This is a genomic window from Mycobacterium mantenii (assembly GCF_001667865.1).
GTDB lineage: Bacteria > Actinomycetota > Actinomycetes > Mycobacteriales > Mycobacteriaceae > Mycobacterium > Mycobacterium mantenii_A.
The window spans coordinates 301,271-313,945 of the sequence record NZ_LZJP01000100.1; the positions used below are offsets into that span (position 1 = coordinate 301,271).

A 12,675-nucleotide genomic window follows, 5' to 3' on the forward strand; every position below is an offset into this window, starting at 1 on the left:
TCCCACCAAATTCCCCGGCCGCTCGAGCAAAACATCGCGTGTTGATTGCGCCGATTACCCGCCTTGCGACGCAGTAGGACTCGATTTCCCCCCAAAGATATCCGGAAACACCCGGCCACGAGGATTCAAAATTCAAGATCGTTCTCTACCGACTTTCAGTCAGGTGACGTATTTGAACGAAATTTACTCCATTTCCATAGCTTGCCCAGTTGTCACCGCGTAATATCACTTCCCTCGGGCGTCAGATTTCTCCCAAGAACGGAGTGGTCATGTCTGGATTGAAATACAAAGTAGTTCTCGGTTTACTCCTCACCTTCACCGCCATCACGGCTTCCGGCTGCACAACGCCGATCACCATTGACTGCGGACCCAACCTGACCTGCACGATGTAGGCCTGCCGGGCAACCGGCAGGGTCCCCACTACTCGCACCCATTACTCGGTACGGCTCATATTCGAGCCTATTGAGTAGCTCATTTGATTGGCATTGGGTGCCAGTTTTTCGCACGGCGTTACGCCCCTGCGTGCCGACGTAGCGGCCGACGCCGTGACGGCAACAGCCGAGTCAACTTGAGTGTGAAAACATCTGGTTACCAAGGCTTTTGCCGACCCAGTCGGCTCTGTTCCGGCTATCCTGCGACGCCGGCACACGAGCAACGCAAGGGCGTGCACACTCCTCGGGCCGTGCGCACGCCCTTCGCGGAAATACCTGCTGGCGTTTGCCCGCATCGGCGGTAAGCTTGATTGCCTCAGCGAAAGCGCTGAAAGCGGTTGGCTCCGGCGCCTCGGCGGTTCGGGCGGGGGCGTCGTGTGATCGAATCCGGTTGGCAATTCCGCGGTTACAGCGGATTGCCCCCGGTGTCACTGTGACAAATCGCCCTAAGTCACTGCGCGGCAGGAAGAATCACCACTCCCGCGCGGGTGCACCGAGTGATACGTTGAGGTCCTCACGTGGGCACAGCGCCTGATCGACGCGAGCTAGTTTGATCCGTTCTTGAGATCTCGATCCCGGCTGGGCTGAACGCGTTTGGGCTCACCGGGCATTTTCGGGTAGTTCGGCGGATACGGCATGTCGCCCAGGCCGCGCTCTTCGTCGGCCTTAGCCTTTTCCAGCAACGGTGCGATCGACTGCGCCACGTCATCCATTGCGGCCCAGGGATCCTCACGCCGCCGTACTAGCTCGGGCACGGTCGCCATGGTGTAGTCGTCCGGTTCGGCGCCGGCCAGCTCGTCCCATGTCAGTGGCATCGACACCGTCGCGATCGGCGTGTTCCGCACCGAGTAGGCCGACGCCATGGTGCGGTCCCGGGCATTCTGATTGAAGTCGATGAAGATGCGCTCGCCACGCTCCTCCTTCCACCACGACGTCGTGACCGCCTCCGGTGCGCGCCGCTCTATCTCGCGAGCCAGCGCGATGCCGGCGCGGCGCACCTCGGTGAAATCCCAATCGGTGGCGATCCGCAGAAAGACGTGAATCCCGCGGCCACCCGACGTCTTCGGATATCCCACCAGACCGAGCTCGTCGAGCAGCGGCCGCAGCACGTCGACCGCGACGGTGCGCGCCTGCTCGAAGGCGACGCCGGGCTGCGGATCCAGATCGATCCGCAGTTCGTCGGGATGGTCGGTATCCGGGCACCGCACCTGCCACGGGTGCAAGGTGACCGTGCCCATCTGCGCGGCCCACACGATCGCCGAAGGGTGGGTGACCTTCAACGCGTCGGCGGTCCGCCCTGATGGAAACGTCACCCGGCACGTCTGCAAATAGTCGGGATGGTGCTGGGGAATCCGCTTCTGGTAGATCTCCTCGCCGTCGATGCCGTCCGGGAAGCGCTGCAGGTGGGTGGGGCGGTCGCGCAGTGCGTCGAGCATCGGACCGCCCGCGACGGCTCGGTAATAGTCCACCAGGGTCCGCTTGGTGCCTTTCGATCCCAGTTTGGGGAAGTACACCTTGTCCGGACTGGTCAGGCGCACGGCAATGCCGTCGACGTCGAGCTCTTCTGCAGCACCCATGACTCCGATTCCAGCACAATCGGGCTATGGACCTCCCTGTCATGCCGCCGGTGTCGCCGATGCTGGCCAAGTCGGTACGCACGATTCCCCCTGATTCGTCCTATGAACCCAAGTGGGACGGTTTCAGGTCGATCTGTTTCCGCGACCACGACGATGTCGAGCTGGGCAGTCGCAATGAACGGCCGATGACGCGCTATTTCCCCGAGCTGGTGGCGGCGGCCAGGGCCGAGCTGCCGGAGCGTTGCGTGATCGACGGCGAGATCGTGATCGCCACCGACCACGGGCTGGATTTCGAGGCGCTGCAACAACGCATTCATCCGGCCGATTCGCGGGTACGGATGCTCGCCGAGACCACACCGGCGTCCTTCATCGCGTTCGACTTGCTCGCCCTCGGCGACGACGACTACACGCGGCGGCCCTTCAGCGAGCGGCGTGCCGCCCTTCTCGACGCTTTGGCGGGCTCGGGCCCGTCGATCCATGCCACGCCGGCGACGACCGATCTGGATACCGCGCAGCGCTGGTTCGGCGAATTCGAGGGGGCCGGCCTCGATGGCGTGATCGCCAAGCCGCTGGACATCACCTATCAGCCGGACAAGCGGATCATGTTCAAGATCAAGCACGAGCGGACCGCCGACTGTGTGGTCGCCGGCTACCGGGTGCACAAGTCCGGCGCCGACGCGATCGGTTCGCTGTTGCTGGGCCTCTACCAGGACGATGGCCAGCTCGCGTCGGTCGGTGTAATCGGCGCGTTTCCCATGGCCGAGCGGAGGCGGCTGTTCGACGAATTACAGTCCCTCGTAACCGATTTTGAGGACCACCCGTGGAATTGGGCGGCGCATGAAGCCGGCGAGCGGACGCCTCGTAAAAATGAATACTCGCGTTGGAACGCCGGTAAGGATCTCTCGTTCGTGCCGCTGCGGCCCGAACGGGTGGTCGAGGTCCGCTACGACCACATGGAGGGCCGGCGGTTTCGTCATACCGCGCAGTTCAATCGCTGGCGTCCGGACCGCGACCCGCGCTCGTGTACTTACGAACAGCTGGAACAGCCGGTGACTTTCAGCCTCGGCGATATCGTGCCGGGACTTGGCTCTGGCTAGTCGGCGCCTTTGCGCTCAGCCGTCGATGTGCGTCGGTGGGTCGGCGAAGCCGAGATCCGGGTTCTGGCCGGGACCCATCACGCCGCAGTGGTTGTCCGGCACGAGGTAGGAACTGGCGCCGTTGGGAACCAACCGGGTGACCGCCACGCAACGCTGCCAGGTGCCGTCAGGCTGGACGGGCCCGTCGCACTTGCTGAGGACGGGCCCTCCGTACTGGCAGCCGGCGCCGGCCGGCGGCGATTCGGCGATCAGCCCCGCGGCCATCAGCAGGGCGGCCAATCCTCCGACGATGCACCGCTTCATGGCCGCCTCCCGTCACAGCGCCGCTGGGGCGTTGCCGAGCGCTCGGGGTGGTAATCACCGTCGACAGCCCAGCCCGCAATCACTGACGCTACCGCGTATGCCGTCGTGAACCCACCCTTTGGCCGCTTTTGACCGGGACCCGAAGCGGGCATGTGGCCACCATGAAGGCATTACCACCAGACCGTTACGGGCGCGGCGGTGTCGGTGTCGCCGAAGGCAATTGCCGAGGACCCATCGGCCCGCCGGGTCCCATCGGTCCTCCGGGCCCCATCATTCCTCCCGGCCCCATCATTCCCCCGGGCCCCATCATCGGGCAGGTGCCGGTATCCCCGCCGCCGGAACCTCGGCTGAAGCCATGTTGGTCACCGGAGGACCAGCCCAAGAAGAATCCGGAAAAGAAGACCACGGCGACGACGAACACGCTCCCGGCGACGACGAGCACCCACGCCAGGAGTTGACTGAGCCGCCGGTGCCCGTTGAATCGATCGCCGTCGTATTGCCGGCTGACGTTTGTCGGTCCGGCCGCGGGTTCAGGAGTCTGCGTCATGATCCGAACGATGCCACTCCCATACCCCGCTGGGGTAGGGACCATTGGCCTCAATGGGGGTTCGGGTGACCCTAGACCCTACCCCTAGGGGGTAGGGGTAGCCGAAGCTGTCAGTGCAGGACCATGCGGTGGATACGGAGGGTCCGATGAAGCCTCGAGCCAAAGCAACGGCCACACTGTTCGGCGGGTTGGCGCTTGGCATAACGGTCGGATTGGCCGGAGTCAGCGAATTGGGAAGCGATACCGGCAAGCCAATGACGACTCCGACTTCCAGCGTGACGCCAGCACCCCCTTCCACAGCCGCTCCCGACGCACCCGCGACGGATGAAACCAGTAGGCCCTTTCAGGGCCCCGGTGGCATCAACGGTTGCATTCCTCATGTGAATTGTTGAATGCCGCCGCGCGGGACTCGGACATGAAGTTCGACGTTGACGACCCTTCATTTCGTCGCCGAGGGTCCAGGGCGGACCCGGCGACAGCAAAAGCGTTGCAAATACCGGCAATTCGTAGCAACATCGCAGCGCCGACGGACTAGACCGTCACGATGAGCTGCGACAGGCCGCGTAGCGTGACATTGGCCTTGTACCGCGGCTCACCGGCCAGCCGGGCGTTCGGGAAACGCGCCGTCACCGCCGACAGGGCCACACCGGCTTCCAGCCGAGCCAGTGGCGCGCCCAGGCAGTAATGCACTCCGCGGCCGAAGCCTAAGTGCCGCACACCCTTTCGATCCGGATCGAAGACGTCGGGATCGAGGTATGCGGCGGGATCGCGCTGGGCGGCGGCGGTCAGCAGCATCATGATGTCGCCCGCGGACACGTCGATGCCCCCAATTGTCATGTCGTTTCCCGCAGTTCGGGCGATCATTTGCACCGGCGGGTCGTAACGCAGGGTCTCCTCGATGACCGCGGGGGCGCGGTTGGCGTCGGCGCCGAGGGCGGTCCATTGGGACGGTTGGCGCAGCATCGCCAGGACCGCGTTGCCGATCAGGTTCACCGTGGTCTCGTGGCCGGCGACCAGCAGCAGGACGCAGGTGGAGACGATCTCCTCCGCGGTCAGCTGGTCGCCCGACTCTTCCACGGCGATCAGTCCGGACATGAGATCGTCGCCGGGTCGTGAGCGTCGCCGGTCGATCAGACCATGCAGGTACGCCCGCAGCCACATCCCGGCGTCCATCCGCTCTTTGAGGTTGTCCGAGGGCGTTCCGGTGAATGCGACGAACGGGTCCAGTGATTGGGCCAGCAGCGCGGACACCCGGCTGAATTGCGGCTCGTCCTCGAGGGGTACGCCCAGCAGTCGGCAAATGACCGCCACCGGCAGTGGATAGGCGAGGTCTTCGACGACTTCGAACCGCCCCTTGTCGGCGATCCGGTCCAGCAACCCGTCCACGAGTGCGGTCAGGTCGGGTTGCAGCGCGTTCACCACCTTCGGCGCAAACGCCTTGCTGACCAGTTTGCGCAGCCGGGTGTGGTCCGGCGGGTCCTGAAACAAGAACCCAGGCGGGGTCTGCGGTGGCGCCTCGGCGCCCGCCTCGATGAGCTGCCGGGTCTGCGCCTCGATCTGCGCGCGGCCGGCGGTCGACTTGAGCCGGTCGCTGCTCGACGACGGGTGGCGCAAGGCTTCGTCACAGTCACGGTAGGTCGAGAACACCGCGAGGTTGCCCGCCGGCACGGCGAACGATCCGCGTTCGCGAAACTGAGCGAACAGCGGGTAGGGATCGGCGCGGACTTCCGGGTCCAACAGGTGCACCAACAATTCGTCGGGCTTCGCGGGCTCGGTAGGTGCGGTCGTCATCCCAATAGTGTGCCCCCCGCCGGGCGACCCCTGGTCAGCGGCGTAAGAACGCCACGATGTGACCGGCCAGTTCCTCCCCCGCGTCCTCCTGCAGGAAATGCCCGGCGTCGCGGATCACCGGGTGCTCGATTCCCTGTGCGCCGCGCATCTCGCGCTGGAAGATGGCCGCCATCGGCCCGGTGATCGGGTCGCTGTCGCTGAAGGCGACCAGCATGGGGGTCGGACTCACCGAAAGCTTGGTCCACGCGGTCTTATTGGCCGCCGCGGCCGGATCATCGGGTGACGTGGGCACCAGGCCGGGCATGGCGCGCGGCCCGGCGCAGTAGTCGTCGGCGGGGAACGGCGCGTCATAGCCCGCACGTTCCTCCTCGCTCATCGGCCGGCGACAACCGCCCTGCACGAACGCTCCGATGTTCAGCGTCGGCGCCGACGTGATGGCCTCACGGAATCGCCACCAGACGTCGGCCATGGGCTGCTCGCCATTGGGCAGCCCGGTGTTGGCGACGACCAACCGGGCGAACCGCTCGGGATGCTCTGCGGCAAGTCGCAATCCGATCAGCCCGCCCCAGTCCTGGCACACCAGGGTGACCCTGCGCAGGTCCAGCACATCGAAAGCCACCGCCCGCATCCACTCGACATGACGTGCGTAGCTGTGGTCTTCGCGTCGGGTCGGCTTGTCCGAACGGCCAAACCCGACCAGGTCGGGGCAGACGACTCGATGACCGGCGGCGACCAGTATCGGGATCATCTTGCGGTACAGATATGACCATGACGGTTCGCCGTGCAGCATCAAGATGGGATCAGCGGTTTCCGGTCCGCCCTGGACCCAGGCCACCCGGAGCACACCGCCTTCATCGTCGGGCACCTCGCAATACCTTGGGGTGTAAGGGAAATCGGGGATCGCGTCGAACCGCTCGTCGGGTGTCCGCAGCGTTTGCATTCAGTTCCCTTCCGATAGCCCGGCCGAGCCCAAATCGGTCATCAATCGATCGAGAAAACCGTGTTGGCTCTTCAGTAGTTTGACGCGCGCAGTTGCCACCGCGAACCAGCCCACCCGGTCGACCTCGGGGAACTCCCGCAGCGTGCCCGAATTTTTTGGCCACTCCAGTTCAAAAGTGTTGCTGCGCGCATGAGTGACGTCGAGGTCGCTCCGCACGGCGAAAACGGTCACCACCTTGCCGCCGGATTGTTTCAGCTGACCAAGGTCGATGCGCGGCCCCGCCGGCACCGATAGTCCCAGCTCCTCGGAGAACTCACGCTGCGCGGCCGCCCACACATCCTCACCGTCGGCGTACTCACCTTTTGGGATCGACCACGCGCCGTCGTCCTTGCGGGCCCAGAACGGCCCACCCGGATGCGCGATCAAGACCTCGACGACGCCATCGCAGGTCCGGTACAACAGCACACCCGCACTCAACTTTGGCATTGATTTTTATTCTCCCACAGCGTGTTCCAGGTCCTTGAGGGAGGATTCCAGGTGCGCGAGCAGGCGCTGCAGGTGCGGCACGCTGCGCCGGCAACCCACCAGACCGAAGTCCAGATTGCCGGCGTTGGTGGCCAGCGTGATGTTCAGCGCCTGGCCGTCCAGCGCGATGGACAGCGGGTAGTTGCCGTCGAGCCGGGCGCCCCCGTAATAGATCGGCTGCGTCGGTCCCGGCACGTTCGAAATGATGATGTTGAACGGGGGTGACGTCGATGCCACCCACCCCGGGACCGCCGCCAACGCCAACGCCGACGTATTGACGGCGGACAGCGCCAGGGCCTGGAACCGCGGCAACTCCGAGAACACCTTCTTGTTGCTGCGCATCGATTCGCTGATGGTCAGCAGGCGCTGCGCCGGATCACCGATATCGGTCGCGAGGTTGCACAGGATGGCGCCTACCAGGTTGCCGCCCGCGTCGGCCTCTTCCTCGGTGCGCAGGCTCACCGGGACCATCGCGATCAGCGGCGTGTCCGGCAACGCGCCTTGCTCGATCAGGTAGTAACGCAGAGCGCCCGAGCACATCGCCAGCACGACGTCGTTCACCGTGACACCCGCCGCCTTCTTCACGCTCTTGATGCGGTCCAACGACCAGGACTGCGCGGCGCAGCGGCGAGCGCCACCGATCTTGACGTTCAGCATGGTCTTCGGCGCCCCGAACGGCAGCGTCAGTTGCTGTTCGAGCAGGGCGGCGCGCGCCAGTCCTAATGTCGAAGGAGCAAGCGCCGCAATGGATCCCGCCGTTCGCGCCAACGAACTCAACGGAGATGACGGGGTGCTTTTGCGCTTGGGTTTGCGCAGGGTCCACGGGGCGTGGATCTCGGAGTCGTCGGGGTCGGTGGACAACGCGCGCTGCATCAGCTTTTGCGCGGAGACGCCGTCGATCAGTGCGTGGTGAACCTTGGTGTAGATGGCGAAGCGGCCGTCCTTCAGGCCTTCGATTATGTGCGTCTCCCACAATGGTCGGTGACGGTCCAGCAGGCTGCTGTGCCACCGCGACGTGAGCTCGAGCAATTCGCGGACGCGTTTGGGCGAGGGCAGCGCCGAGCGCCGGACGTGGTAGTCGATGTCGACGTCGTCGTCGTATGTCCAGCCCAGGTTTGCGATTCCGCCGACAAAGCTCGCGGGATGCTTGCGAAACGTGGGCTGGAAATCCCGCTGCGAGGCCAGACTCTTGTAGAGCTCACGCACGAAGCCGCGGCCCGCGCCCGGCGGGGGCTCGAACAACTGCAAGCCGCCGACGTGCATGGGATGTTCGCGGGATTCTCCCAGGAGAAAGATCGCGTCGGTGGGCATCATCAGTTCCATCCACCCATTAGACCGCGACTGACGCCGGGGCGACGGCGCTCGTCAGAACATCGCCGCCGAACCGGTGTCCGGATGGTTGCGCATGTAATCCACGAGCCGATCCACATAGCTGCGGAACGCGGGCGGTTCGATCCCACTGCCGGCGAGGTCGGCTCGGCAATGATCGGTCGAGTAGAAGGTGGGTTGGGCGAAGTAATCGACGGCCTCAGGAGGGATCCGCATCCAGCGGTAGAGCCCCGGTACGTGCGCCAGTGAGGCTTTCGTCAATTTCCGGGGCAGCGGGATCTTGATGAGTTCGCGGCCCGTCGCCTGGGCCAATGTATCCGTCATCTCATCGACCGTGAGCGGACGCGGATCCGCCAGCTGATAGGTGCGTCCCTCGGAAACGGGCAGGCCGCTCAGATATCCGACCGCGTCGACGACGAAGTCGCGGGGGACCACGTTGACGCGCGTCATCGCGGGGTCACCGACCATCGGGAGGATCGCGTGCCGAGGCTGTCGCAGCAGCCACTGCATCACGAAGTAGGGTCCGTCGAATTTTTGGGTCTGCCCGGTGCGGCTGTCGCCGACGACAATCGACGGGCGATAGATCGTCGCGGGCATGCCCGCCGACATGTGCCAACGCACGTCCGCCTCCGCGAGGTGCTTGGTCTCTTCGTAATGGTTGTTGAACGGCGCCCCGACTTCGAGCGCGTCCTCGCTGAACGGGCCGGCATAGCGGCCGCTGACGTAGCAGGTGCTGAAGTAGTGCAGGCGCGTCAGGGAGGGACAGCGCTGGAGAACGTCCAGGACGTTTCGGGTGCCGTTGACGTTGACCCGAACCGCCACGTCGCGGGGAACCGCCAAGTCATACGCCGCGGCCAGGTGCCACGCCTCGGTGACTTCGGCCAGGGTGTCTGCTCCGACACCGAGACCGGGCTGGGTGATGTCGCCTTCGACCAGCTGAATCCGCCCCTCGAGGAAGGGTTCCGCAGAGCTCAGCTCCGCCACGCGTCGCTGAGCCAGCACGCCGAATTTCCGTTGCACCAGACAGATCGCCGAATCGCCAGTGCGCTTGAGGATGCCTGGCAGCAACGCGCTACCGAGAAAGCCGGGGAACCCGGTCATCAAAACGGTCATGGCTGCACTCCTTACCGGGTCGTTTTGTTGTCAAAGTGGTTGCGGTGGGCAAATTTTGCGGCCCCGCGGCGCACGCGTGCGGAGCGCCTTTCTCGATGAGAATGGGTAGGGCGTTCATCGCTCTCTCCCCTACCGAAAGGGTGCCGTAGAAGAGAAGACGCTATCGACTCCGGGCGGGTGTTAGAGCGGGTCTTTCGACCCTCCCCGACGGCCATTGGTCCTCAGGTTGGACTGACCGGCACCCGGCCGGCGCGCAATCGCAGATACTGCTGATCAGACGTTTCACCTGAAGACAGCGCAGGGCAGTCATGAACGGCAACGAGGCCGACCAGCTTGAGCTGGCCAGATGGGATCCGGTCTTCACCGAGCTGATGATCAACCTGGTCACCCCCGTCATCACGAGATGGTTTCGGTCGGAGGTAAGGGGCTTGGATTCCTTCCCGCCGAACGGCGGCGCCCTGCTGGTGTCCAACCATTCCGGCGGTGTATTGACGCCCGACTGGAACGTGCTCGCCCCCGCGCTTTACCGCAGGTTCGGCTATGACCGCCCGTTGTTCACCCTGGCCCACTACGGGGTGTTCTTCACACCGTTCCGCGCAGCGCTGAGCCGGCTCGGCGTCATTCACGCCACCCGGGAGAACGCGGCCGCAGCGTTGCGTTCGGACGCGATCGTGCTGGCTTTCCCCGGCGGGGACTATGACGCGTTCCGGCCGACCCTGAGGCAGACCGTCGTCGATTTCGGTGGCCGGACCGGATACGTCAGCACCGCCGTCAAGGCCGGCGTGCCGATTGTGCCCGCCGTTTCGATCGGGGGTCAAGAAACCCAGTTCTTCGTCACTCGGGGCAACGTGCTGGCGAAACGGTTGGGGCTCAAGCGGTTCCGGATCGAAATCCTGCCGGTTACCATCGGCATCCCCTTCGGGGTGACGATGTTCTTCCCGGCCAACATCCCGCTACCCGCCAAGGTCATCTATCAGATTCTGCCGCCGATCGACGTCGCCGCGCAGTTCGGCAAGGACGCCGATGTCCACGAGGTCGACGCCCACGTGCGCGCGGTGATGCAAACCGCTCTGGACCGGCTGGGCCGCGAGCGCCGGTTACCCGTCGTGGGTTGAGGATCGCTTACGTTGAAGATGCCTTTCGGCCCGGCATAAGGGACGAAAGCCTTTAGCCTTCGGGCCATGGCCGGGTGGCAGCATGGGTTGGTGACGACAACATCGCTGAAATGGGAAGTGGTGGCCGTTGACAAGCCGGACGATGTCAACGTGGTCATCGGCCAGGCGCACTTCATCAAGACGGTCGAAGACCTGCACGAGACCCTGGCCGGAGTGAGCCCGTCGCTGCGGTTCGGTGTGGCCTTCTGCGAGGCGTCCGGACCGCGGTTGGTTCGCCGCAGTGGCAACGACGCCGATCTGGTCGAATTGGCGACACGCGCCGCGCTGGCCATCGCGGCCGGACATAGCTTCGTGATCTTCTTGCGCGAGGGCTTTCCGGTCAATGTCCTCAATCCCGTGAAGGCGGTGCCGGAAGTCTGCGGAATCTACTGCGCCACAGCGAATCCGGTCGATGTCATCGTTGCGGTGTCCAAGCGCGGTCGCGGCATCGTAGGCGTGATCGATGGGCAGCCTCCCTTGGCGGTGGAAGGCGATAGTGACGTGGCCGAGCGCCACGATCTGCTGCGCATGATCGGTTACAAACTCTGAGTGGGTCGAGTCAGTCGACCGCGATCGACCATACCGACGTCGCGATCAGGTCCCCGCGCTCCAACCCCGCGGCGCGGTGCTGGTGAACCTCCGCGTACTCAGGGGTGCTTACCATGTCGATGAATGCCTGCGGCGTCGGATACTCGACAATGAGAATCGCGTCCCACCACGGCTGTTCGCCATCGCCTATGACGAACGCCGGTGCGGTCCCCATGTACCGGACGGTGGCACCTACGCGCTGCAGGTGCGGTGCGACCTCACGCCCATAACGCCCGTAAGACTCCACCCCACCCGAGGTTTTGAACTTCAACAGGTTGACCATCACGACCGGCGCGTCGCCGGGCCGCGCGGCCAGGGCCGCGAACTGTTCGGCGGTGGGCTCCAAGGAACTGCTCATGGCGACGATTAGAGCAGATCGGTGATCGTCTTGAGGCCCGCGTCGTAGAGCACGCCGGGCAGCATCCCGCCGTCGCATTCGATGGTGGTGCCGTTGACGAAGTCGGCCTGTCCGCCGGCCAGGAAAACGCAGACCCGCCCGACCTCCGCCGGTTCGCCGGCGCGGCGCAACGGGACGGCGGCGAAATACTTTGCGCCATCGGGGTCGTCCTTGGGCAGCACGAACGACCGGAAGTTCTCGGTCATCGTCGGTCCCAGGGCGACGCAGTTGACCCTCACCCTGGGACCCCACTCTTCGGCCAGCGAACGGGTGAGATGGTTGAGGCCGCTCTTGGCCGCCCCGTAGGAGACCAGGGTTGGCGATCCCGCCGGATGCCCGGCGCCGCTGGAGATGTTGATGATGCAGCCGACGCCGTCCTGGGTCTGCATCTGCCGATACGCACGGATCGCGAACCACAGCGGGCTGATCAGATTCATCTGCACGGCGAACGCGTGAAACAGGGCGGTGCGCGCGTAGTCGTCATCGTCGGCGGGTGCGCCCTGAATGCGTTGCACCAGTTCGGGAATGCTCTCTGCATGCGGCGCCGGAACGGTGCCCCCGGCATTGTTCACCAGAATGTCGACCCGACCGTGGGTGGCCGCCACGTCAGCGACGAACGCGTCGATCGAGCGGTAGTCACCCTGATCGCACACCTTCTGGGAAGCCCGTTCCGCCCAGTCCGGTTCGATCCCGGGAATGGTGTCGAGCCGTGATCGTGAGCAGCCGATCACGGTGGCACCGGCACGCAGCAGCTCATGGGCGATGCCAACACCCACCCCGCGACTTGTGCCGGTGACGATCGCGATCTTGCCGTCGAGAACGCTCATGATCAGGCCTCCTAGCCGGTGCCGTTGTTGACAGTCACTGCCAGCGGGTCATACTG

At 64.8% G+C, this 12,675-nt stretch carries 14 protein-coding genes; 3 read left to right on the plus strand and 11 right to left on the minus strand.

Features of this window, described 5'->3' with window-relative positions; all coding sequences use genetic code 11:
* Window positions 1-241 precede the first annotated feature (241 nt).
* A complete protein-coding gene (locus A5688_RS18945; protein WP_067910332.1) occupies window positions 242-421 on the minus strand; it encodes a hypothetical protein in 180 nt (59 codons plus the stop codon).
* Window positions 422-976: 555 nt separating this feature from the next.
* Window positions 977-2,008, minus strand: coding sequence for a non-homologous end-joining DNA ligase (gene ligD / locus A5688_RS18950; RefSeq protein WP_067910330.1), 1,032 nt, complete (start codon window positions 2,006-2,008; stop codon window positions 977-979).
* A 26-nt stretch (window positions 2,009-2,034) separates the two neighbouring features.
* Here ligD and A5688_RS18955 point away from each other — a divergent pair, with 26 nt between their 5' ends.
* Window positions 2,035-3,105 (plus strand): ATP-dependent DNA ligase, encoded by a 1,071-nt coding sequence (locus A5688_RS18955; protein ID WP_067910327.1) that lies wholly within the window; start codon window positions 2,035-2,037, stop codon window positions 3,103-3,105.
* Between the two features lie 15 nt (window positions 3,106-3,120).
* On the opposite strand, the gene A5688_RS18960 is transcribed toward A5688_RS18955, so the two are convergent.
* The 7 genes from A5688_RS18960 to A5688_RS18990 form a co-directional block, all read right to left on the minus strand.
* Window positions 3,121-3,408: a CDGP domain-containing protein gene (locus tag A5688_RS18960; RefSeq protein WP_067910324.1), complete on the minus strand. Its 288-nt coding sequence runs from the start codon at window positions 3,406-3,408 to the stop codon at window positions 3,121-3,123.
* A gap of 184 nt (window positions 3,409-3,592) precedes the next feature.
* Complete coding sequence (locus A5688_RS27780) at window positions 3,593-3,955, minus strand: hypothetical protein (protein ID WP_068268245.1); 363 nt, start codon at window positions 3,953-3,955, stop codon at window positions 3,593-3,595.
* Between the two features lie 531 nt (window positions 3,956-4,486).
* Window positions 4,487-5,746: a cytochrome P450 gene (locus A5688_RS18970; RefSeq protein WP_067910321.1), complete on the minus strand. Its 1,260-nt coding sequence runs from the start codon at window positions 5,744-5,746 to the stop codon at window positions 4,487-4,489.
* Window positions 5,747-5,780: 34 nt separating this feature from the next.
* On the minus strand, window positions 5,781-6,686 hold the full coding sequence (locus tag A5688_RS18975; protein ID WP_067910318.1) for a haloalkane dehalogenase: 906 nt from the start codon (window positions 6,684-6,686) through the stop codon (window positions 5,781-5,783).
* Window positions 6,687-7,172, minus strand: coding sequence for an NUDIX domain-containing protein (locus tag A5688_RS18980; RefSeq protein WP_067910315.1), 486 nt, complete (start codon window positions 7,170-7,172; stop codon window positions 6,687-6,689).
* Between the two features lie 6 nt (window positions 7,173-7,178).
* Window positions 7,179-8,534, minus strand: a complete 1,356-nt coding sequence (locus A5688_RS18985) for a WS/DGAT/MGAT family O-acyltransferase (protein ID WP_067910312.1) — start codon at window positions 8,532-8,534, stop codon at window positions 7,179-7,181.
* A 42-nt stretch (window positions 8,535-8,576) separates the two neighbouring features.
* Window positions 8,577-9,653, minus strand: a complete 1,077-nt coding sequence (locus A5688_RS18990) for an SDR family oxidoreductase (RefSeq protein WP_067910309.1) — start codon at window positions 9,651-9,653, stop codon at window positions 8,577-8,579.
* A gap of 308 nt (window positions 9,654-9,961) precedes the next feature.
* Here A5688_RS18990 and A5688_RS18995 point away from each other — a divergent pair, with 308 nt between their 5' ends.
* Together A5688_RS18995 and A5688_RS19000 are read left to right on the plus strand one after the other, a co-directional pair.
* Complete coding sequence (locus A5688_RS18995; protein WP_067910306.1) at window positions 9,962-10,768, plus strand: 1-acyl-sn-glycerol-3-phosphate acyltransferase; 807 nt, start codon at window positions 9,962-9,964, stop codon at window positions 10,766-10,768.
* Window positions 10,769-10,834: 66 nt separating this feature from the next.
* A complete protein-coding gene (locus A5688_RS19000; protein WP_067910303.1) occupies window positions 10,835-11,356 on the plus strand; it encodes an adenosine-specific kinase in 522 nt (173 codons plus the stop codon).
* A gap of 10 nt (window positions 11,357-11,366) precedes the next feature.
* Here the strand turns inward: A5688_RS19000 and A5688_RS19005 are convergent, their stop codons facing one another.
* Complete coding sequence (locus A5688_RS19005) at window positions 11,367-11,753, minus strand: DUF1330 domain-containing protein (protein WP_067910300.1); 387 nt, start codon at window positions 11,751-11,753, stop codon at window positions 11,367-11,369.
* Between the two features lie 8 nt (window positions 11,754-11,761).
* Window positions 11,762-12,619 (minus strand): SDR family oxidoreductase, encoded by an 858-nt coding sequence (locus tag A5688_RS19010; protein WP_067834352.1) that lies wholly within the window; start codon window positions 12,617-12,619, stop codon window positions 11,762-11,764.
* Window positions 12,620-12,675: the final 56 nt, after the last annotated feature.